This window comes from Cronobacter sp. JZ38, assembly GCF_008932145.1.
In the GTDB taxonomy this organism is placed as follows: domain Bacteria; phylum Pseudomonadota; class Gammaproteobacteria; order Enterobacterales; family Enterobacteriaceae; genus Cronobacter; species Cronobacter muytjensii.
Genome location: NZ_CP017662.1, coordinates 1093731 through 1117145, shown reverse-complemented (window position 1 = coordinate 1117145; position 23415 = coordinate 1093731). Strand labels below are relative to the sequence as shown.

14 protein-coding genes, 2 tRNA genes and 1 pseudogene are annotated in these 23415 nt (G+C 57.0%); 3 read left to right on the top strand and 14 right to left on the bottom strand.

Annotated elements, in window-relative coordinates; genetic code table 11:
- Positions 1–68 precede the first annotated feature (68 nt).
- Positions 69–1166, bottom strand: coding sequence for a murein transglycosylase A (gene mltA, locus BJP61_RS05245; protein ID WP_075193368.1), 1098 nt, complete (start codon positions 1164–1166; stop codon positions 69–71).
- A gap of 203 nt (positions 1167–1369) precedes the next feature.
- Between mltA and BJP61_RS05240 the strand changes: the two genes are divergently transcribed.
- Positions 1370–1446 (top strand) — tRNA-Met (locus BJP61_RS05240).
- 41 nt (positions 1447–1487) lie between these two features.
- Positions 1488–1564 (top strand) — tRNA-Met (locus BJP61_RS05235).
- 91 nt (positions 1565–1655) lie between these two features.
- Here BJP61_RS05235 and amiC read toward each other — a convergent pair.
- The gene (gene amiC / locus BJP61_RS05230) at positions 1656–2909 is read right to left on the bottom strand and encodes an N-acetylmuramoyl-L-alanine amidase AmiC (RefSeq protein WP_075193710.1); all 1254 of its coding nucleotides are present in this window, start codon (positions 2907–2909) and stop codon (positions 1656–1658) included.
- A 226-nt stretch (positions 2910–3135) separates the two neighbouring features.
- Between amiC and argA the strand changes: the two genes are divergently transcribed.
- Positions 3136–4467 carry an amino-acid N-acetyltransferase gene (gene argA / locus BJP61_RS05225; RefSeq protein ID WP_038868101.1) on the top strand — a complete coding sequence of 444 codons (1332 nt, stop codon included), beginning with the start codon at positions 3136–3138 and terminating at the stop codon, positions 4465–4467.
- 37 nt (positions 4468–4504) lie between these two features.
- Here argA and recD read toward each other — a convergent pair whose 3' ends face one another.
- From recD to rppH, 12 genes and pseudogenes are all read right to left on the bottom strand, one after another.
- Entirely contained in the window at positions 4505–6337 is a 1833-nt protein-coding gene (gene recD, locus BJP61_RS05220) for an exodeoxyribonuclease V subunit alpha (RefSeq protein ID WP_171997933.1), read from the bottom strand.
- Positions 6334–9875 (bottom strand): annotated as a pseudogene (gene recB / locus BJP61_RS05215) (exodeoxyribonuclease V subunit beta). The gene recD and the pseudogene recB overlap by 4 nt, the downstream one beginning before the upstream one ends.
- On the bottom strand, positions 9872–12760 hold the full coding sequence (ptrA, locus tag BJP61_RS05210) for a pitrilysin (protein WP_171997932.1): 2889 nt from the start codon (positions 12758–12760) through the stop codon (positions 9872–9874). The pseudogene recB and the gene ptrA overlap by 4 nt, the downstream one beginning before the upstream one ends.
- A gap of 101 nt (positions 12761–12861) precedes the next feature.
- A complete protein-coding gene (recC, locus tag BJP61_RS05205; RefSeq protein ID WP_038868093.1) occupies positions 12862–16236 on the bottom strand; it encodes an exodeoxyribonuclease V subunit gamma in 3375 nt (1124 codons plus the stop codon).
- A gap of 15 nt (positions 16237–16251) precedes the next feature.
- Entirely contained in the window at positions 16252–16581 is a 330-nt protein-coding gene (locus tag BJP61_RS05200) for a prepilin-type N-terminal cleavage/methylation domain-containing protein (protein WP_171997931.1), read from the bottom strand.
- Positions 16566–16967 carry a DUF2509 family protein gene (locus BJP61_RS05195; protein WP_171997930.1) on the bottom strand — a complete coding sequence of 134 codons (402 nt, stop codon included), beginning with the start codon at positions 16965–16967 and terminating at the stop codon, positions 16566–16568. The genes BJP61_RS05200 and BJP61_RS05195 overlap by 16 nt, the downstream gene beginning before the upstream one ends.
- A 16-nt stretch (positions 16968–16983) precedes the next feature.
- Complete coding sequence (locus BJP61_RS05190; RefSeq protein ID WP_038868082.1) at positions 16984–17547, bottom strand: prepilin peptidase-dependent protein; 564 nt, start codon at positions 17545–17547, stop codon at positions 16984–16986.
- A complete protein-coding gene (locus BJP61_RS05185) occupies positions 17538–18011 on the bottom strand; it encodes a prepilin peptidase-dependent protein (RefSeq protein WP_171997929.1) in 474 nt (157 codons plus the stop codon). Before BJP61_RS05185 ends, BJP61_RS05190 begins: the two co-directional genes overlap by 10 nt.
- Positions 18012–18190: 179 nt before the next feature.
- Positions 18191–18985 (bottom strand): thymidylate synthase, encoded by a 795-nt coding sequence (gene thyA, locus BJP61_RS05180; protein ID WP_038868078.1) that lies wholly within the window; start codon positions 18983–18985, stop codon positions 18191–18193.
- A 6-nt stretch (positions 18986–18991) separates the two neighbouring features.
- A complete protein-coding gene (gene lgt / locus BJP61_RS05175) occupies positions 18992–19867 on the bottom strand; it encodes a prolipoprotein diacylglyceryl transferase (protein WP_038868075.1) in 876 nt (291 codons plus the stop codon).
- A gap of 161 nt (positions 19868–20028) precedes the next feature.
- Positions 20029–22275 carry a phosphoenolpyruvate--protein phosphotransferase gene (gene ptsP / locus BJP61_RS05170; protein ID WP_038868072.1) on the bottom strand — a complete coding sequence of 749 codons (2247 nt, stop codon included), beginning with the start codon at positions 22273–22275 and terminating at the stop codon, positions 20029–20031.
- Between the two features lie 12 nt (positions 22276–22287).
- Positions 22288–22821, bottom strand: a complete 534-nt coding sequence (rppH, locus tag BJP61_RS05165) for an RNA pyrophosphohydrolase (RefSeq protein WP_004385951.1) — start codon at positions 22819–22821, stop codon at positions 22288–22290.
- Positions 22822–23415 lie beyond the last annotated feature (594 nt).

Here is a 23415-nt window from a genome sequence, read left to right as displayed (position 1 = left end):
TTGTTCAGTAATCCGCAGGCCCGGCCAGCGCAGCGCTGGCGGGCGACAAGATGTTCAGAATAGCCTGTTTAGCCGCTGAACACGTTGCCCGCGCCCGGCGCGGTTTTCAACACCCAGACGCGGCCATAATGATTATACCAGCCTGCACGGTGACCGGCGTCAGGCCCGATCCCCTGATAAATGTCGAAGTGCTGGCCTTTAATCGCGCCGCCGACATCCAGCGCCACCATAAGGCGCAACTCATATTGTCCGTTGAACTTGCCGTTATTGTCCAGCAGCGGTACTTCCGCAAGCAGCGTCGTGCCCGCCGGAATAATCGAACGGTCGGAGGCGACCGACGCCCGGCCTATGAGCGGCACGCCACTCGCGCCTTTCACCGGCGCGTAATTCTGCGGTTTAAAGAAGACGAAAGACGGGTTCTCCTCCAGCAGCGCGCGAACCTCCTGCTCGCTGTGGGTTTCGCCCCAGTGACGGATCGCCTGCATCGACATATCTTCTCGCTTCACCTCGCCGCGATCGATAAGGACTTTGCCGATGCTGCGGTAAGGGTGGCCATTTTTACCGGCATACGCGAAGAAGTTCAGCGGCCGGCCGTCGCCGAAATCGATATAGCCGCTGCCCTGCACATCCATAATGAAGTTATCCATCAGCGAGTTGCTGTACGCCAGCACGTAGCTGTCGCTCAGCGCGCCAGCGTAAATCTGCGCGCGCGACGGCAGACGTCCGCGTTTGGGCGGCATGCGGTAAATGGGGTACTGGAACTCGCCCTGGCGCGTGTAGCGCGCCTGCACGACCGGCGTGTAGTAGCCGGTAAACTGAACGTTGCCGTAGTTATCTGCGCCTTCCATCTGCCAGGCGTCGATGCCGAACTGGCGCAGCGAGCGGGTGTCGCCGCCGGCGCGCAGCCACTCCTGCACCGCGTTATAGACGCTACTCTGAGAGCCGAAAAGACGTGGCGAGGCGCTGCGGATAGCCGCTACCTGTTCGGAGAAGTCCCCGGCGTTAATCGGCGCGCCGACGGCGTCCGGCTGGTTTACCAGCGAAAACGGCTGCGTGAATTTGCCGTCTTTATATTGCTGACCGCGATCGGTCGGTTTGGAGGAACAGGCAGCCAGCAGCGTAATCATCGCCCCTGCCGCCAGATATTTTGCCCAACGTCCTTTCATGACTCTCTCCGCTATTGCGCTGTCCGAAGGCGAAGATAGCAAACCGACGGGCGCAAGGAAACGCATAAGCCCCTTCAGACGGACAACGGGGTCAAAGAATCATCAAGACGAATACTATTTCAGCAAGCTGACGCCGATTCAGCTTATTGTTTCAAAAAAAGGTTGCAACGAAAGTTCAGCGGAGTATAGTGCGCATCCACGGACGCGGGGTGGAGCAGCCTGGTAGCTCGTCGGGCTCATAACCCGAAGGTCGTCGGTTCAAATCCGGCCCCCGCAACCAATTAACGCGCACGGCGCGACAATGTGAAGAAGTAAGACGGACGCGGGGTGGAGCAGCCTGGTAGCTCGTCGGGCTCATAACCCGAAGGTCGTCGGTTCAAATCCGGCCCCCGCAACCAATAAAATGAACACCCTGACGGGTGTTTTTTTATGTCCGCAATTCAGCCAGCCACCTATTCCTGAAGCCTTCCGGCATGTTAAAAAGGCGCGTTATCCGCGCCTTGCCAGTGTGCCGCCATCGGCGAAATACGCTTTAATCCCCGCGAGAATCGACTCCGCCACTTCCTGCTGGAACGTGGCGGTACGCAGTTTGCGCTCTTCCTCTACGTTGCTGATAAACGCGGTTTCCACCAGAATGGACGGAATATCCGGCGCTTTCAGCACGGCAAAGCCCGCCTGATCGACTTTATTCTTATGCAGCTTATTCACCCGCCCGAGACGGCCCAGCACTTCTTTGCCGAACTTCAGGCTGTCGGAGATAGTCAGCGATTGCACCATGTCGAACATGGTGTGATCGAGATAAACGTCGCCGCTTTTGCTCACGCCGCCCACAAGGTCCGCGGCATTCTGGGTTTGCGCCAGATATTTTGCCGCCGTACTGGTCGCGCCTTTAGTAGAGAGCGCAAACACCGATGAGCCCCGCGCAGCGCGGCTGGTGAAGGCGTCAGCGTGTATAGAGACAAACAGGTCGGCGCGCTGCTTCTGCGCTTTCGCCACGCGCACCTTCAGCGGAATGAAAATATCTTCATTGCGCGTCATAAACGCCTTCATGTTGGCTTCTTTTTCAATCAACGCGCGCAGGCGGCGGGCGATTTGTAACACCACGTCTTTCTCTCGGGTCTTATATTTGCCAATCGCGCCGGGGTCTTCCCCGCCGTGGCCGGGGTCAATCATGATAACTATCGGGCGGTCGCGCCCGGCTTTACCCGGCTGCGGCCCGCTCGTGGCAGGCGGCACCTGTTTGTCCAGCTCGCCCTTGTTGTAATCTTCAAGCAGCGCCAGCAGCGGATCCTGCTCGTTATCACCGTTGGCCGGGTAGAGATCGATAACCAGACGCTCGCGAAACTCCGCTACTGGCGCCAGCGCGAACAGATGCGGCGTGACGTTTTTCTTCAGCTCAAACACCATGCGCACGGTTTTCGGATCGAACTGACCGACGCGGGCAGACTTTATAAAAGGATCGTCGACGCGGATCTGATTGCCGACACCTTTCAGCACGGCGTTCAGGTTGACGCCCTCCAGATCCACCACAATGCGTTCCGGGTTGCTCAGCGCAAACTGGCGATACTTCAGCACACGGTTAGATTCCAGCGTCACGCGGGTATAGGCGGAAGCAGGCCAGACGCGCACCGCGATAACCTGGCCCGACGCGGCCAGGCCTGCCTGACTGACGCTTAATAACCACATCGCCCCCGCGCCCTGTAACAGCTGGCGACGACTAAAAAGATGACTGGAACCTGACATGCCACTCCCGAGCATTAATGCGAATAACTCAAATTACGACCAAAACGGCCAAAAACTTTAGCGAATGGTGTCGGAACTGTCATCTATAAAAGGGTAAACAATTGCTCCCGGCGCACGCTTTCGCGGCAATGACGCGCCGCCGCCATAAAATTGCCACTTGCGCATAGGATAATAAAAGAATAAAAATACATAAATTACGAATAAACATTCACTGAGAGGTTTTGCCGTGGTGAAGGAACGTCGAACCGAACTGGTCCAGGGATTCCGCCATTCCGTTCCCTATATTAATGCCCATCGGGGTAAAACGTTTGTCATTATGCTTGGCGGCGAAGCCATTGAGCACGAGAACTTTTCCAGTATCGTCAACGACATCGGACTACTTCACAGTCTCGGCATTCGTCTGGTCGTGGTCTATGGCGCGCGTCCGCAGATAGACGCCAATCTCGCCGGGCATCATCATGAACCGGTCTATCACAAGCATACCCGCGTCACCGACGCGAAAACGCTGGAACTGGTGAAACAGGCAGCCGGACTGTTGCAGCTGGACATCACCGCTCGCCTGTCGATGAGCCTCGGCAACACGCCGCTTCAGGGCGCGCATATTAATGTGGTGAGCGGCAATTTTATTATCGCGCAGCCGCTCGGCGTGGACGACGGCGTCGATTACTGCCACAGCGGGCGCATTCGTCGCATCGATGAAGAAGCCATTCATCGTCAGCTCGACAGCGGCGCTATCGTACTGCTCGGCCCGGTGGCGGTCTCGGTGACCGGCGAGAGTTTCAACCTGACGTCAGAAGAAGTCGCCACTCAACTCGCCATCAAGCTTAAAGCCGAGAAAATGATCGGCTTCTGCTCGTCGCAGGGCGTGATGAACGACGAGGGCGATATTATCTCTGAGCTTTTCCCGAACGAGGCGCAGACGCGTCTCGACACGCTGGAAGCCGCGGGCGACTACCACTCTGGCACCGTGCGCTTCCTGCGCGGCGCGGTGAAAGCCTGCCGCAGCGGCGTGCGTCGTTGCCACCTGATAAGTTATCAGGAAGATGGCGCGCTCTTGCAGGAGCTGTTCTCCCGCGACGGCATCGGCACGCAGATTGTCATGGAGAGCGCCGAGCAGATCCGCCGCGCCACCATTAATGATATCGGCGGCATTCTGGAGCTTATCCGTCCACTGGAGCAACAGGGTATTCTGGTGCGCCGTTCGCGTGAGCAACTGGAGATGGAAATCGACAAATTCACTATTATTCAGCGTGATAATCTGACCATCGCCTGCGCCGCGCTCTACCCGTTCCCGGAAGAAAAAATCGGTGAGATGGCCTGCGTGGCGGTACACCCTGACTACCGCAGCTCGGCGCGCGGCGAAGTGCTGTTGCAACGTATCGCGAGCCAGGCGAAACAGATGGGCTTATCGAAACTGTTTGTGCTGACGACCCGCAGCATCCACTGGTTCCAGGAGCGCGGTTTCGCGCCGGTAGATATCGACCTGCTGCCCGAAAGTAAAAAGCAGATGTACAACTACCAGCGCCGCTCAAAAGTGCTGATGGCGGACTTAACCTGACGATAACCGCGGCCCGGCCTCAGCCGGGCCGCATTCATTATTCAAAACAGGCCATCAGCCCACTGCGCCGTTCCGTTCGGGTAGCGATGGCCATCTCCAGTACCCGCTCATCGGCATACAGCGACAAACGCCGCCGCGCGCGGGTAATCGCCGTGTAAACCAGCTCCCGTGTCACGACTGGCGCAAACTGCCCCGGCAGGATCAGCGCCGCATGGTCGAACTCCGATCCCTGCGATTTATGCACCGTCATCGCCCACGCGGTTTCGTTATCCGGCAGGCGGCTCGGCACGACAGGCTTCAGCTTGCCGCCCGGCATCGGAAACCAGACGCGCAGCCCGTCGCCACGATCCAGCGCCACGCCGATATCGCCGTTAAACAGCCCCAGCGCGCTGTCGTTGCGCGATATCATTACCGGTCGCCCTTCATACCAGCGCGACAGCGGCGTACGGCGAATAATACGCCGCTGCGCCAGCGCGTGCTCCACGCGTTCATTCAGCCCCGCGACGCCGAAAGGCCCTTCACGTAAGGCGCACAGCATCTGGAATTCACTGAATGCCGCGAGGATTTCTTGCGGTTCGGCCTGTTCGCGCAGCAGCGTTAAAAAGCGTTTATACCCCGCCAGCGTCTCGTCGATCATCTGCGCGTAGTCATCATTGCCTGCCAGAGTTTTGCAGGCGATATCCTCAAAGCCGCGGCCAAACGTCTCTCTGGCGGCCCGATGATCGCTGCGGTTTACGGCAAAGGCGAGCTGCCCTATGCCGGAGTCGCTGCCAAAGCGATAACTTTTTTGCAGCAGGCACAGGCAGTCACGCAGCGCGCCCGCCGGATGGGGCTCGCCGCCGTCTATCTCGCAGCCGGTAATGCGCCCAAGCTCGGCGGCGCGTTCCGCAGTAAAGCCGTGGTTGACGAAGTGGCAGATATCCCCCAGCACCGCACCCGCTTCTACGGAGGCGAGCTGGTCGCGATCGCCTAAAAAGATGACCCGCGCATGTTCCGGTAGCGCCGCAATAAGCCGCGCCATCATCGGCAGATCGATCATGGAGGCTTCATCCACGACCAGCACGTCCAGATGCAGCGGATTGCCTTCATGGTAACGCAGCCGCTGGCTGCCCGGCTGCGCGCCTAAAAGCCGATGTAACGTGCTGGCTTCTTCCGGTAACGCGCGTTTTTGCTCGTCGTTCAACGGCAAACGACGCAGCGCCCCGCCGAGCGATTCCGTCAGGCGCGCCGCGGCTTTACCGGTCGGCGCTGCGAGACGAATACGTGGCAGCTTGTCGGTCGAGAGCTGCACCATCGCCGCCAGCAGTTTGGCGACCGTCGTGGTTTTGCCCGTTCCCGGCCCGCCGGAAATCACGGAGATGCGCCGGGTCAGCGCTACTGCTGCCGCCACTTTCTGCCAGTCCACCTCATGACCTGGCGCGCCAAAGAGCGCATCCAGCACCGTGCTCAGACGCGCTTCGTCTTGTTCAATGGTGTGGTTGCGTTCGCGGAAAAACGCCGCGACCGCCATCTCATGCCGCCACATGCGGTTCAGGTACAGGCGCTCGCCGATAAGCTTCAGCGGCGTCGGATTATCGCCCTCGCTCACCGCAGGCGACGCGAGCAACAGGGCGCGCCACGATGTCGGATTGCCCGCTGCCTCAAACAGTTGCTGCGCCATTTCATCATGACGCCCGGCAAAGCAGTGCGCCGCACACAGTCGTGAGATGGGCAGGCAGACGTGCCCTTCTCCCGCGTCGCGGCTGACCAGCGCGGCGGCGAGCATCACCGCCGGCTCGTCATCGCTTGCGACCATCATCGCAAACTGGGCGTCCAGCGGGCGCAGCAGCTTCTGCACGACAGCCTGCTGGATCAGTTGATGCATTTTCATGACGCATTCTCCTCCACACCGGCGAACAGGGCGTCCATCGCCGTCACCAGCGCCTGCGCAGGACGCGCGGTAAAGATGCCCTGGCTGGCGTCCTCCCCCGTTACGCCGCGCAAAAACAGGTAAATCACGCCACCGAAGTGGCGCTGATAATCGTAATCCGGCAGGCGGTGGCGTAAATAGCGGTGCAGCGCCAGCGTATAGAGCTGGTACTGCAGATCGTAGCGATGCGTCTGCATCGCCTGTGCCATCGCCTCGCGGGTGTAAGCTTGCGGGCTGTCGCCCAGCCAGTTGGATTTATAATCCAGCAGGTAATAACGCCCCTGCCAGCGGAAGACCAGATCGATAAAGCCTTTAAGCATGCCGCGCACCTGGCGGAAATCGAGCGGCGGGCACTGCGCGGAAAGCGGGTCGTGTTCGCGGATGAGCGCGTCCAGCGCTTCAGCGCGCAACGCGGCGTCAATCGGTACGTAAAACTCCAGCTCCACCTGCTTATCTTTCGCGCCCAGCTGATTGAGCGACACGCCGGTGTCGTTCAGCGGCGCGCGCAGTACCTCGTCAATCCAGCGGCACAACACCGGCTGCCAGGCCTCATCGAAACCGCCTAGCTGCAACTGCTGCGCCACCCACTCCGGCGCCACCGGCTGAGTAAAATCGAGCGCTTCAAACAGGCTGTGAAGAAAGGTGCCGGGGGACGCGCCGCGCGGGAACGTATGCGGCGACATTACCGGCTCGTCAGGCACGTCGCGGGCGCCCGCACCGTCGAGATCCAGCTTCGGCAGCAGATCCAGCGCGCGCGCCACGCCATGCTGTTGCAAACCCGAGTAACTGGTGACGCGCCATTCGTCAGCGATGCGCCGTTGCAGCTCACGCGCGGTAAGCGTCGGCGGCGCCGACTCTGGCGGCATCCAGGGCGTATTATCTGGCGCGCCGGGGATCTCCAGCACTAAATTTTCATCGCACAGTGCTTCGATGCAGCGCCGCAGGCCGCTTGCATCCCGTGCTTCGCCTTGCTGTATCAGCCTGCCGAGCGCGCTACGGTGGAGATCGGTTTCGCCCTCTTTTGCGCCGCGACGGCGAAAGAGCGGCGCCACGCCAAGGCTGCAATGCCAGATGGAGCGCGTCAGCGCTACGTATAGCAAGCGTAAATCTTCCGCCAGACGCTCCATCTCCGCGAGTTCCAGACTCTCTTCAGCATTGCTGAGATCAAGCATCGGCGCGAACGTGTCGCGATCGTGGTAAAACGCCTGCCGCTGCTCACGAAAGTCTGCGATAAACGGCAGCCAGACCAGTGGGTATTCCAGCCCCTTGGATTTGTGAATGGTCACCACCTGCACGAGGTGCTTATCGCTCTCCAGACGCAGCTGTTGGCTGGAGGCGTTGGCATCCGGCTCGGCGATATGCTGCGCCAGCCAGCGCACAAGCGCGTATTCGCTGTCTGCCTGCGCGGAAGCTTCCTGCAGTAATTCGCTCAGATGAAGGATATCCGTCAGCCGACGCTCTCCGCCCGGCGTAGCAAGCAAATTTTCCGCAACCTGACGATGCGTCATCAGGGCACGCAGCATCGGCATCACGCCGCGCCGCAGCCAGATTTGCCGGTAGCCGTCAAACTCCTCTACCAGCGCATCCCAGGCGTTCTCATCTTCATTCAGCGCCTCAATGGCGGGCGCATCCAGGCCCAACATGCTCGCCGCCAGCGCGCTGCGCAGCCGCGTTTCCACCTCCGGGGCCAGCACCGCCTGTAACAGCCAGAGCATCTCCAGCGCTTCCTGAGTGGCGAATACGCTATCGCGGTTGGAAAGATAGACAGAAGGAATATTGAGCGCGTTCAGGGCCTCACGTATCAGATTCGCCTCGATGCGGTTACGCACCAGCACCGTAATATCGGACGCCTGCACAGGCCGCTCCCGCTCTTCACGCCACAGCAGCGCCTCGCCCTTCATACCTGCGCTTAACCAGTCGCGGATCTGCTGCGCGCAGACGCGCGCCATAGTTTGTTGGTAATCACTTACTCCGGCCCCATCGCCTTCCATGAGCCAGAGCTTCATCGCCGGCTGCGGTTTTCCGGCAAACGTAAAGCGCAGCGACTGGTTACGCGCGGCAGGCTTTACCGCCAGAAACGGAATATCGCGAAACATAAACGCGTTATCCATCTGGCTGAAAATGCGGTTCACGCTCTCCACCATTCCCGGTGCCGAACGCCAGTTAGTATCAAGAGTGTAGTGAGCGTTTACTTCGCCGCGGGCGCGCATGTAGGTGAAAATGTCCGCGCCGCGAAACGCGTAAATCGCCTGCTTGGGATCGCCAATTAGCAGCAGCGTGGTTTCTTCCTGGCCAAGCCAGATTCGACGGAAAATACGGTACTGCTGCGGGTCAGTATCCTGAAATTCATCAATCATCGCGGCCGGGTAACGCGCGCGGATAGCCGCCGCCAGCGCCTCGCCGCCCGGCTGATGCAGCGCCTCGTCGAGACGGCTTAACATATCGTCAAATCCCAGTTCGCCCCGGCGACGTTTTTCCTGCGCAACGGTATAGCGGATCTCCGCCATCGCTCTGGCTATCAGTAAATCGCGGATGGTAAATGGCTCGGCCAGTAGCGCGTCGATAGCCTCAAACACCGCATGACGGGGCGCCTCGCCTTTTTTGGTCTTCTCAAGCAACGTTTTTTGAGCGAATTTTTCAAGCGCGCCCGGTAACTGCCAGGTGGTGGTTTCTTCCTGCGCCCAGGCAGAGACCTGATCGAGCCAGGCAGGCAGATAACGGCTGCTGTAGCTGCGCTTATCTACCCCGAGTTCTGAATCAACTCGGCCAGCTCTGCGGCATTGTCGCGCCAGCGCGCTTTCACTTCATTAATACGTGCAATCGCCTTTTCATAGCGCGTTTCAATCGTTTCGTCATCCGGCGGCGGCACTTTGATCTGCGGCGCTTCGCCATGCAGAAAGCTATTTACATCCCGCAGCAGCGATTCAGGGCCGTCCCACTGTTCACTGACCACGCGCGCCAGCGGTTTGGCGAGCGGGTAACAATGGCGACGCCAGAAATCGGCGCAGGCCTGATAGCGCAGCAGCGATTCATCTTCAATCAGCTGCTGTTCAAACGGCATGCCGGATTCAAACGCGTTAAGACTCAGCATTCGCTGGCAAAAGCCGTGAATAGTAAAAATTGCCGCTTCGTCTATCTGCCGTTCCGCCAGCAACAGCGTACGGGCGGCAAGGGGTTTGTCAGGAATTTCATCCAGTATGCGTTGATAAAGCGGATCGTCGGTACGTTCGCGCAGGCACGCTACGCGCAGTTCATGAATATTGCTGCGGATACGTCCGCGCAGCTCTTCCGTCGCGGCCTCGGTAAAGGTTACAACCAGTAATTCTTCCACCGTTAACGGGCGTGGGTAAGCGGCCTCGCCTCCCAGCCCTAACAGCAGACGCAGATACAACGCTGCGATGGTATAGGTTTTCCCGGTGCCGGCAGAGGCTTCTATCAGCCGCTCGCCCGTTAAGGGCAAGCGGAGGGGATCAAGGGACGCTGCGGGCTCGTCGGTCATTGCGTGTCACTCAGAAGCGGTAAAGATTGTTGCAGGGCGCTGACGCTTTGGTAAACCGGCCATCCTTCAGGCGTCGCATAATGGGCCTGCGCGCTCTGGCTACCGGAAACTTGCGAGAGAATGGTCATGCCCTGTCGGGCGAGCACGGCCTGATGGAAAAAATCGGCCAGTTTTTGTGGCGTCAGCTGTTTTATTTCGGCGACAACTTTATCACGAGAATCAAATTTTAAATTATCCCGATCGAAGTCTTTACTGACGGCAGACGCCTCTTCGCCAAGCGTTTGCGGCGCGCGGAGCATGTCGTTGATAATACTTTGCTGAATATGCGCAAAATCCTGCGAGTTCAGCGAACGTAATCTTGATTCCGCTTCCGGGAAAAAGGCCTGATAACGCTTCCAGAGGAAATCGGGCTGTTTTTCACTGCTTTGCAGCAGGAAGCCAATTCCCCACTGACGCCCTACCGGCATCGGAAACGCAAAAACGGCGTATCCCAGCTGTTCCTGAGTACGTAACTGATTGTAGAACCATGGGGAAATAATCTGGCCCAGCATAGCGCTACAGGCCGTGCTGGTCGCCTCGTTATACCCGACCGGCACAAACAGCGCCGCCAGCGCGGAATCAGTACTGCTCCCGGCTTTGTTGAAAATGGCCTGCTGCGTTTTTTCTACGCTGACATCACGGGTGCGCGTCCAGCTTTTCCCTTCGAGCCCCAGCTGACGTTTGGCATCCTGCGCAAAATGCTTTACCTGTTCAGGGGACATATTCCCCACAATTAAAAACTCCGCGCGAGCATGGGCTTTCAGACTGTCTCGATAGGCAAGAATATCCTGAAGCGTGATTTCCGGCAGCTGCGCCCGACGCGCTTCACGCTGGAAATAAGGCACCTGTGAAACCATCTGCACCGGCATGATGGCCTGATCGTACGCTTTGCCTTTCTCGGCAGAATCCAGCATTTGCGTATACCAGGATTTAGCCTGCGCCAGTTGCTCTTGCGTCGGCTCATAGCTGAAATAGCCCTCCAGTAGCGTCAGGAACAGCTTACGAAGATGCTGCGTGTAGCCGTTTGCGCTAATCATCAGGCCGCTGTTGGCGCTGCTGGAAAAACCGATGCCGCCGACGGACGCCTGATTGCTCAGCTGATCGAGCGCAAGGCCAGCGAGGTAGTCATTAAGCGCAAATAACACCTGGTTTTTCGCGCTGTTCATCGCCTGTTCGTTACGCAACACCAGCGTAATATCCGCCCTCGGCTCGCTCGCGAAATAGCGGCTCGGCATATAGAGCGCACGCAGGGTAGGCTCCGAAACCAACAGTTGCGGATGCGCATAGGGCTTTTGCGGCTTAATCAGGCTGAAATCGCTCGGGATATAGGGATTAGGCTCAGGAAGCGTGAGCGCAATCTGCTGTCCCAACGTCTGCCACTGTTTCAGCGTCGCTACCGGGATTTTCTCTACCTGATAAGGTGCCTCGACAAAATACGCTTTTTTATTGTGCGGCTCGTCCGGGCTGATGTACCAGATGCGCGCATTTTCCGGCGTCATCATGGTGAGGCGCGATTTGACTGCCTCAGGATCAAACTGGTCGGCAATATTGACGACATCCAGCGTATGCTCAACCGGCACGCGCAGCATGCTGTCCGCCAGCCACTCGACATAATTCATATCGCGCGTAATGGAGGGATAGCGGAAATCCAGATCCAGCACGTGAGACAGCTCGGTGAAATAGCGCTTGTCGATGCCCTTTTCACGCAGTGTCTGGAGATAACGGAAAATGGCGGCAACGACTTTATCGCGCTGCGCGAGGCCTTTATCGGTGAGCGATACCGAGATGACCATGACGCCGCTGTTACCTGCTACCACCGGATCGGAGTCAGCTCTGACGCTTTCAGCGAGCCCCTCTTTTTGCAGCCAGTCGGACAGCGTTCCTGGACTGCGGTTGCCAATCATATAGCTAATAAGCTCATCGGTTTTGCTGCGGAATTTATCGCTGTTATTTTCAATGCGAAACTCCACGCGCAGCGCTTTAAGAGGTTGTACCGGTACGTAATGAATAAAAATGCCCTGCTGCGCAGGCGTCACGACAGGCGCGGTGACCTGCGGCGGCGTCAGATTTTTATTCGGCACACGTCCCCAGGTCGCCGCCGCCATCTGCGCCAGCGCGGGCAACGGTCGGTTGCTGTAGACCACCGCTTTCATGAGATTCGCGGAATAATATTTATCGCGAAACCCCACCAGCGCCTGATGCAGAGGGCTGCCCGGTTTATCACGCAGCGTCTCCAGATTGCCGCCCGAAAAACGCGAACCCGGATGTGCTGGATTTAGCGTTTCGGCGCTCACCTGCGCCATACGCATGCCGTCGCGCGCGCGCGCCATGGTTAATTCCGCATTGACGGCGTTACGTTCACGGTCAGCATACGTTTTATCGAGTTTTGGTGCGGCGATGGCATCGGCGAGCCGGTCCATTGCCCCCTCAAGCGCGTCGTTATCAACTTCCAGATACCAGGCGGTGCGATAAGGCGCGGTGCTGGCGTTATGGCTTCCGCCATGCAGTTTCAGGTATTCCGCCAGGCTGTCGGGTTCAGGGTATTTCTGCGAGCCCATCAGCGTCATATGTTCAAGATAGTGCGCAAGGCCCAGGTGATCGTCGGGGTCTTCAAGCGACCCCACAGGCAACACTAACGCCGAAAGAGATTTTACGGCCTGCGGATCCGACACCAGTAATACCACCATGCCGTTGTCGAGCCGGATCGCCTGATATTCCCGGTTATCACGATCGCTTTTACGGATCGTGTCTTTCAGCGGTTGCCAGCCGGTATCGGCCTGCGACAACGGAGCCCAGAAGGCCAAACAGATCAACAGCGCTTTGTACCAGTTACGACTTCCAGGCATTTATAAACCTCTCATTTACTACTTTTGCTATTCATCATTAACAAGGCGACGTGCGGCTACTACGTTACTCTCGGGCGTCGAAACGATCGGCTACGCCTGATTTATCCGGGCTGGTGATGGCGAAACAGCGGCAAGAGATAACGCTGGGCTTCACGAATAATGGCCTCGTAATATTCAGGCTCAAGGTTGCGCCACAGGCGCTGATACCAGATATCCGTTCCCTCACCTTCCACCATCTGGTTGCCCGTCCAGGCCTGGATCAATTTGTTGCGCGCTTTTTGCTGGGTTTCTTCATCCCACAAAATGGCGTCATTTTTTACGTCGTAGCAGGCTTTTAACCACTCGCCACCGCTCTGAGGCAACAGGATCAACGGCTCGCGCATGCCTTGCTGGTAGCCTTCAGTGAGCTCGCGCAGGTAATGTTCCGCCTGCTCTCGCGGCACCGGCGGAAAACGCCAGCAGCTGTCTTTTCGACCATAAAGCCGGCTGGTTCCTTCGCCGCCGCAGGCACAGTAGACCAGATGCTCAAGCCAAAGTTGCATTCCGTGTTCAACGCGCAGTACAGAAGGCCGCCAGCGTAACAGGCCATCCTGCTGCACATGTTGTAGCCAGCCGGTCATTTCTACGTTGCCAAGCTCAAGCGCTATCTCACGACTTTCGCCGCCGTCCCGCTCGGCAAGCACACGCTCCGCCAGCACCTGCATCTCCTGTAACTGACTTTCCCAGAACAGTTCACCGAATGCGCCATAGGGAAGCTCCCCTGCCGCGCGATAACGCCGGTAGAGCGCTTCCGGGTCCTGCTGTTCCACCAGCGTATTCAGCAACTGCTGGTTCATGTGATAGCGACCCAGGCTATCAAGCGTAAAAGGCTCGGCATCCGGTAGTTCGCTTTCTTCCGTGCGGAAGTTAACCTTTAGTCGTAACTGGAAAAACGCCCGTACCGGGTGACGCCAGAAGCGTTGAAACTGCTCGAACGGCAGCTCTTCGAGCGTAATCGGCTCCAGCGGTTTGATGAATTCCGGATGCGCTTCCCCCTGCTCGCTGGCGGCAGGCAGCCACTCGCGGGCATAGCTCTGGATTTCTCTGGCAGGCTGAAAGTTTTCCGCGTCGAAAGGCGTACGGGGATAAAGCCGCATCAGGTGAGCTTTCACCCTCTGTGCGCTGTCATCACAATTGAGCGCCTCGTCCCCCGGCAGGTAATGGCTCTGGGCCAGATAATCCACCAGTTCCTGCACCAGCACTGACGGGTACTTCTCGCTGTTATCCTGTATCGAACGGCCAATGTAGCTGATATAGAGCTGCTGCTGAGCTGAGATCAGCGCCTCAAGAAAGAGATATCGATCGTCGTCGCGTCGGCTGCGATCCCCACGCTGCGGCTTCTGGCTCATCAGATCGAACCCCAGCGGCGCCAGCGTCCGTGGATAGACGCCGTCATTCATCCCAAGCAGGCACACCACTTTGAAAGGAATGGAGCGCATCGGCATCAATGTACAGAAGTTTACCGGCCCGGCGAGAAAGCGCTGGCTGATGCGTTCCTGATCGAGCATTTTCGAAAGCTCATCACGCAGTAAATTGAGCGGTACATCGTCTTCATAATGCGCGCCAATGCCCTGTTCAATAATGGCCTGCCACTGCTGCTCAATGAGCGCCAGCGCGGCTTCGGTCTCGGCATCCGGCGCGAAAAAACTGTCCAGCATATCCCGGCAGACCGGCAGCCATTCCGCCAGTGGCCGCGGCTGAGAAAGCCCCTTGCGCCAGAGATTCAGTTGCATCAGAAGTTCAGCGAGGTGGCCGACCAGCTCGGCAATCAGCCCGCTGGATTCATCGTAAGGCAGAACCGACTGCCATTCGCCAAGGTGACTTTCCATCGCGTAGCCCAGCAGCATGCGGGTAAGACCGAACTGCCAGGTGTGCTGACCCGTAGCAGGCAGCGCCAGCTCACGCACATTGTCATCATCCATGCCCCAACGCACGCCGGACTCATTTACCCACTGACGCAGGAAACGCAGCCCTTCTTCGCTGACGTTAAAGCGGGCAGAAAGCGACGGTACTTCCAGTAACGCCAGCACATCTTCTGAGACAAAGCGGCTGTCAGGCAAAGAGAGCAGCGTAATAAACGCCTGCAGCGCAGGATGCGCCTGACGGGCGCGCCGGTCTGAAATGGCGAATGGCAGATAGCGCTCCTGGCTTGCACTGCCGAAGACGGCCTGGATAAAAGGGCTATAGCTGTCGATATCTGCCACCATCACGATAATATCGCGCGGCGTCAGTTGCGGATCCGCCTCCAGCATCTGCAATAGTTGATCGTGCAGGATCTCAACTTCACGCTGCGGACTATGGCACACATGCACCGTAATGCTGCGATCGTCCGGATCGAGGCGGCGTTTTGCGTCACTGCGCTCAAATTCCTCAAGCGTCACGCCAGCCAGCGCCTGATTGCGCAGCTCAAGCAGATCGAATTGCAGGCTGTGCAACAGGTTATCGGGTTCGATATCGACAAACACATCCATCTCTTCAAACCGCTCAAGGCCGGAAAGCAGATAGGTATAGTCACGGCCCAGCTTGCCCCAGGACGCTAACAGCGGATTTCCCACTTCCTGCTCGCCTTCCTCATTAAACAAGGCGGGGGCCGCTTCGCTGTCTTTAAAAAGCGGCGCGGTACCCTCTCGCGCATGCAGTTTCCGCTGGCGGCTTAACAGGCGCGCCAGGAATGCCGGGTCCTGAATGTCGCCCCAGTAATAACGGCAGGGGTTCGTAAAGAGCAGATGCACATCGATATGTTTACCCAGCGCCTGTAGCGCCTGCAGATAAACTGGCGGCAATGCCGAAATGCCGCAAATAAATACGCGCGCGGGCAAACCCTCCGGTCGCGTTTGCGCATTTTCAAGCGTATGAATAAAACGCTGATAGAGATTGGCACGATGCCACTGAGGCTGCCCCAGCTCTGCGGTATGCCGGACCAATGCCTGCCAGAGTGGCGCCTGCCAGCGTTGGGGTTCGCCGAGGCCATCAACGATATCGCCGGCCTCCCAGCGCGTCAGCCATTCCGGGCGATACACCAGATATTGATCGTAGAGATCCGCGACACGCGAGGCGAGCTGGAATAGCTTACGTTTGTCTTCGTCATCGTGAAGGTAGTGACGCAGCATATCGAAATCAGGCGAAGCGAGCATACCCGGCAGAAGCTTCATCAGCTTCCAGCTCATGTTCTGCTTAGTGAATGCGCTCTCCTGCGGAATATCGCGCAGTACGCGCACAAACATGTCCCAGATAAAGCTTGCCGGAAGCGGAAATTCAATATTCGCGGCGATGCCGAATTTCTGTGCCAGGCTCATCTGCAACCACTGCGCCATACCGGTGCTCTGCACCAGGACGATTTCAGGCTCGAAAGGATCGGGAAGCGGCTGTTGTTCAACAATGAACTCCATAATCGCCTCCAGCACATCAAGCCGGTTGGAGTGATAAACCCGTAACATAGTGACTCCTGACTACTACTCTTCAGAGGGGCAATGTACACGTCTGAGTTGCCCTTGCCTGCCCCCAGGGCTCGACACAATAACCGAAATGCTGACACATCCCGCTACGGAAGTCTCCACCCGCGTCGCTTTCCAGCCCTCCGGTAAGGGTGGCGGGCTGATTTCTGCCTGCTGGCTCGCAAAACGCCAGAGCTGACGATAGTGCCACTGATGAAGAAATCCCTGCGTCAGCGTCTGGTAATACCCCGTTAAGGCGCCAATGATGATGATAAACAGAACCAGCGAAACGAGAACTTCTGGCAGACTAAACCCGGACTGGCGAGAATGATTCATGGCAGCTGACATTGTTTTGCCTCTGTCAACGGACAAAAGTCGCTCCAGCCATGGGCTGTAAAATGCAGTATCTCTCCGTCAGCCTGCGCCCAACGCCAGAGCGTAATGGGCGCTGTGTTCTCCTGCGTACCCTGTGCCGCGACCAATACATGCGTTTCTGTTTGCCTGACGCAGGCTCGGCCATTTACTTCAGGCAACCGCTGACATTGCCACTGAGGGGTAAACTGCCAGGGCCGATGCTGTGAAAGCGCGAGAGCAGAGAGCGATTCATTAAATGCTCTTATCGCTGCGCTTTCGTTTGTCGCCCGGCCAAAACGGCTATCAAGCTGTTGCTGCAACCCGCTCAGCAACAGACTGCCCAATAGCAGAAAAGACAGAACCATAGAAATGGTGGACATGCTTTTCTCCCCACACTCAGAGATTAAACCCGCTTACGCTGTGCTCAACCGATACCGGCTCGCCGTGATAGCGGAGCACTGTCGCGCTGAGTTTTATTAAAAACAGTGATACGTAACCGGGTCGACGCTTCTCCTGTACCTCGAATCTGTCTATTCGCACCATCGCGGGATTGGTTATTTTTTCCCATCCTTTGCCTTCGCAAGAGATTGCCCCACGGTGCGTTTCAAGGCTGCCATCCCGCAGACGCCAGCCGGTCTGCTCTGCATCAGCAGACGGCGCACCTTCAAAGCGCCCATTACTGTTTGCGTCCCACTGCACTACTACACAGCTGCCATCCCCGTTAAGTTGCAGTGCTTTTCCCTGGCAAATGCCGTTGCAATAACCGGCCCGCTGTATTTGCTTGCCTATCGTGAACGCCAGCTGCCAGAGTTCTTCCTGCAAAAGAGTTTGCTGCGCCTGGCGCAGCACGCCGAGCTGCAGCGCCGGTAATAATCTTGCGGCGCCGGTTAGCAAGATGCTGCTGATCCCAAGCGCAATAAGCACTTCAAGCAGAGAAAACCCTTTCTCTTTTAAACGCATGGCGCTCCTTCCCCTGGTTCACATAACCGGATACGTCCCCAGACGGAAATAATGAGCCGCCATTCGCCTGCGGAATTACGCAAAATGAGATGTCCGGGCCAGGCCGTATTCCGCAAGCCAAAAAAGGCCAGTCCTGGTGTCATCTCGCTTATTTCGATCTCCGGCCAGGGCGGAGAAAACTGATTCTTTGCGCCCTTACGGCACGTTTGCTCTTTGTCGTTCTGCGTGCCAAGGCACCAGCCTTGTGGGCCGCGCTGTAACCAGAGCTTGTGGTCAACGTTACGCCAGTTGGCCTCCTCCCTGAGCTGTTCAAGAAAATCGCGTGTTTGCTGTGCGGTCTGCCATAAGTGCTGTTGCTGTTGCCAGCGCTGCCAGCCGTAAACGCCTGCCGCGCTCATGCTGATGACGATGACCAGCACGACCATGACTTCAATAAGGCTATAGCCCTGCTGTTTTCTGTTCATGCCGCAAGTGTGCCACTTCGCTCAAGCGTGACCAGCGTTGATAAACAGAACCGGAAGACGTCTCGGAAGAAACTTGTCATTTTGCATAAAGTTGCAAAAACGGCGGAAGATGCGCCGAAAAACCGACAAAGGGGATAAAAAAACCGACGCGCGCTGGCGTCGGTTATGGCAGGGTAGCGTTAAATCGCGACGGGCGCTTTGATGGCGGGATGCGGATCGTAACCCTCGATTTCGAAATCCTCGAACCGGTAGTCAAAGAGCGAATCTGGCTTACGCTTGATAATCAGCTTAGGCAGCGGACGCGGCTCGCGGGTGAGCTGCAGACGCGCCTGCTCCAGATGGTTGCTGTAGAGGTGGGTGTCCCCCCCCGTCCAGACAAAATCGCCCACTTCAAGGTCGCACTGCTGCGCCATCATATGCACCAGAAGCGCGTAGCTGGCGATGTTGAAAGGCAGGCCAAGGAACACGTCGCAGGAGCGCTGATAGAGCTGACAGGAGAGCTTGCCGTTCGCCACATAAAACTGGAAAAACGCGTGACACGGCGCCAACGCCATTTTATCAAGTTCACCCACATTCCAGGCGGAAACGATAATACGGCGCGAGTCCGGATCGTTTTTCAGCTGGTTAAGTACGGTTTCAAGCTGGTCGATGTGGCGACCGTCAGGCGCAGTCCATGAGCGCCACTGCTTACCGTAAACCGGGCCGAGATCGCCGTTTTCGTCTGCCCATTCGTCCCAAATGGTGACATTGTTTTCATGTAAATAAGCGATGTTAGTATCGCCTTTCAGAAACCAGAGCAGTTCATGGATGATGGAGCGTAAATGACAACGTTTAGTGGTGACCAGCGGGAAACCTTCCTGCAAGTTAAAACGCATCTGGTGGCCGAAAATAGAGAGCGTACCGGTGCCGGTACGGTCATCTTTTTGTGCTCCTTCATGGAGCACTTTGTTCATCAGTTCAAGGTACTGTTTCATGGCGTCTCACGAAAGTTGCTGCTGTGGGCGGCGGCGATAAGCCCAGACCATCATGGCTGCGCCTGCGACGATCATCGGAATGGAGAGGATCTGCCCCATGCTGATGTATTGCACCCACTCACCGGTAAACTGCGCGTCCGGCTGGCGGAAAAATTCAACGATAATACGGAAGGCGCCATAACCTATCAGAAACAGGCCGGAAACAGCCCCCATTGGGCGCGGTTTGCGGATAAACAGGTTAAGGATGATAAACAACACGATGCCTTCCAGGAACAGCTCATAAAGCTGAGACGGGTGGCGCGGCAGCACGCCGTAAGTATTAAACAGCGATTGCCATTCCGGATGCGATGCCAGCAGACTGATATCTTCGCTGCGGGAGCCCGGGAAAAGCATGGCGTAAGGGAAGCCCGGATCGACACGGCCCCACAATTCACCGTTGATAAAGTTGCCCAGACGGCCAGCGCCAAGCCCAAACGGAATCAGCGGGGCGATAAAATCGGAAACCTGGAAGAAGTTGCGTTTAGTGCGCTTCGCAAACCAGATCATGACGCAGATAACGCCGATAAGCCCGCCGTGGAAAGACATCCCGCCATCCCAGACACGGAACAGATAGAGCGGGTTTTCAAGGAACAGCGGCAGATTATAAAACAGCACATAGCCGATACGGCCACCGAGGAACACGCCGAGGAAGCCCGCATACAGCAGGTTTTCAACTTCGTTTTTCGTCCAGCCGCTGCCGGGACGATTGGCACGACGAACGGCGAGCCACATGGCGAAGACAAAGCCCACAAGGTACATCAGTCCGTACCAGTGAAGCGAAACCGGCCCAAGCGAAAAGATAACCGGATCAAAATCGGGAAAATGCAGATAGCCACTATTCATCTGTCACCAAAACCTGTTGTTATCCCGCTGAAAGTGGACAGCGGGTGAGATGCTGCGCCCTTTTCCGGACGCTCCTGAGGCAGCGAATCATAGCATAAAGCCCAGCGTGGGCGAGGTCAGGAAGTTGTAAAAGATGTGTAAGAGCACGTGCTGTCGCGGCGTTACAGACCGCCGCGAATTAAGCCGCCCATGCCGCGACGCTCCATAAAGGCCGCTACCTGATGGCGCACTTCGGTGGCAGACTGGGATTCGAGGCTGCGGGCGCTAAGCGTCTCGGCTTCTTCCAGAGTGATATGGCGCAGGAGATACTTAACGCGCGCGACAGAGCGACCGTTCATCGAAAGATGGTGATACCCCATGCCAACCAGCAGCGCGACGCACATCGGGTCGCCTGCCATCTCGCCACACAAGCAGAGATCGATGCCGAGGCGCTGCGCCTCAAGTGCAATCATCTTAAGCGCGCGAAGCATCGCCGGGTGCAGGCTGTCATAGAGGCTGGCGACACGCGTATTGTTGCGGTCTACCGCCAGCAGATACTGGGTGAGGTCATTGGTGCCGACCGAGATAAAGTCAATGCGGCTGGCCAGATGAGGCAGCATAAAGAGCATCGATGGGACTTCGACCATCACGCCCAACCGGGGTTTGGGGATCTCATAGCCGAGCATCTCTTCCATTTCCCGGCCGGCACGATCGATGAGCCGACGTGCTTCGTCTACTTCATCGATGCTGGTGATCATCGGCAGCAGAATGCTGAGGTTACCCGTCGCCGCGTTAGCGCGCAGCATGGCGCGCACCTGGATCAAAAAGATCTCAGGCTGGTCGAGCGTAATGCGGATGCCGCGCCAGCCGAGGCATGGGTTTTCTTCGCTGATCGGCATATATGGCAGTTGTTTATCGGCGCCGACGTCGAGCGTACGCAGCGTAACGGGCTTGTCGTTGAACATCTGCAACATGCCCTGATACTGCGCCACCTGCTCTTCTTCGGACGGGAAGCCGCTTTGCAGCATGAATGGAATTTCAGTGCGGTAGAGGCCGATACCGTCAATACGGCTGCCAAGCTTCTCTTCGTGCTCCGGGCTCAGACCTGCATTCAGCATGACCTGCACGCGCTCGCCGCTTTTAAGACAAGCGGGCTGCTCGACGTAATCTTCCGCGAGGCGGCTGAGCTCGTTCTCTTCACTAATGAGCCGCTGGTATTCATGCAGCAGCACCGGGCTCGGGTCCACCAGCAATTCGCCGCGATAGCCATCCACCACCAGCATACGGTGATGCAGCACCGAAGGCTGGATATCCGCGCCCATTACGGTCGGAATGCCCATGGCGCGCACCATGATGGCGGCATGGGAGTTCGCCGCGCCGTCACGCACTACGACGCCCATTAATCTGTCCTGCGGCAGCTCGGCAAGGGTCGTCGCGGACAGCTCGTCCGCTACCAGCACGAAGCGCTCCGGCCAGGTGTTGGGGCTCTGGATGTTATCGTCAAGATGGAACAACAGACGCTGCCCAAGCGTGCGAAGATCGCCTGCGCGCTCTTTAAGATAGCCATCGGTCAGGGCGGCAAACTGCTCGGCAAATCTTTCAATGACCTTTTTAACTGCCCATTCGGCGACCGAGCCTTTATCCACCTCGTCGTAGAGTTCACGACGCAACCGCGCGTCAGATAACAGGTGAGAGTAGAGATCGAAAATCGCCGCCGTCTCTTTTTGCGCGCCGGCGGCAAAGCGTTTGCTGTAGCGACGAAATTCTCCCGCCGCCTCTTCCAGCGCGGTGGTCAGGCGCTCACGCTCAAGCCCGGTGTCGAGCGTGGAAGCTTCGTACACCTGTTCCATCAGCGGCAGCGTGGCGTCCATCCATCCCTGAGCTATCGCCACCCCCGGCGACGCTGGCAGCGCGCGGATGCGTGTCTGTCGGTACTGGCCAAACAGGGCGGTAAGCTGCGACTGCGACAGAATGGCCGCCATCTGGGTGGCGAGCGTCACCAGGAATGACTCTTCGCTCTCGTCGTACTGACGCAGCTCACGCTGCTGGACGACTAAAACGCCGAGCAACTGGCGACGCTGAATAATCGGCACGCCGAGAAAGGCGCGAAAACGCTCTTCGCGCACGGAAGGAATGTATTTAAAGCTGGGATGTTTTTGCGCGTCAGCGAGGTTAATCGGCTCGGCGAGGCGGCCGACCAGCCCGACGATGCCCTCGTCGAAAGCCAGCGTGACGGTACGCCCGCGCGGTTTTTTAAGCCCCCGGGTCGCCATCAGGTAATAGCAACGCCGGTCGTGGTCGGCGAGATAAACCGAACAGACTTCGGTATCCATCGCAAGACAAATATCCGTGACGAGAATGTCCAGCGCCTCGTTGAGGCGCGGGGCGCTGGCAACTTTCTCGACTATTTCTCGCAACCGGGTGAGCATAATTTGCGTGGCTTAACCTCTTTTACGTCGCCAGGCAGGCGAAGGATTACGCTGCGGTGGCGCGCTCTCCTGCAACGGCATCACAACGCTTGCGAACTCTTTCATGACCCGACGATAAACATCGCGCTTAAAAGAGACGACCTGGCGCACCGGATACCAGAAGCTCACCCACCGCCAGCCGTCAAATTCTGGCGTACTGCTGGTTTGCATGTTGATATCGGCATCGTTGCTCATTAACTGCAGAAGAAACCACTTTTGTTTCTGGCCGATACATACCGGCTTTGTGTCCCAACGCACCAAACGTTTTGGTAATTTGTAACGTAACCAGTTGCGGGTTGTGGCGAGGATACGCACATCTTTTCGTTGTAGACCGACTTCTTCGAAAAGCTCGCGGTACATCGCCTGCTCCGCCGACTCGCCAGGATTAATGCCGCCTTGCGGAAATTGCCAGGAGTGCTGACCAAAACGTCTGGCCCACATTACCTGCCCCTGACGATTACAGATCACGATACCAACATTCGGGCGGTAGCCATCATCATCGATCACCGGACTACCTCAAAATAAACCTGGATAGTAACGATTGTTTCATACTCCTCATTGACGGTAAACCACTCTGTTAGCGGGTATGGACAGGAATAACATTTGAATAACTCACAAAAATATGCAGGGTTATAAACAGGTAACAGAGCTTTAGCCCGCTTTTATTCACTTTTTCTGTGGATATCTTTGTGAAGAAGTGTCTTATTTCCCAGGGAAAACCCAAAACAACCCTGAACTAAGGATAATTCTTATGGATAAAATTGTATTGCTATTCAAACGATTAAATTTACAAAAGCGTGATATCCATCGCATAACGTGACGATCATCACACTGACGATCCTTAGCCTGACGAAAGATCGACCAGCGTCGTTTTTATCCACAGATTATGCCAATAACTTAGTCACAATTTGCTGAAAAAGCGGGTTTTCGCCGGCCGTCAAGGCTGTAAATCGAAACAGTAGTGAGGGATTTACACAGTTATCCCATTTTTCTGTGGATAAACTGGTGTAAGATCCTGTTTATTGTCGGTGACCAGATTTGAACAACCTCGATTTTAAGCACGATAAATTTCTTTTTTTATCATAAAAACCATTTTAAATC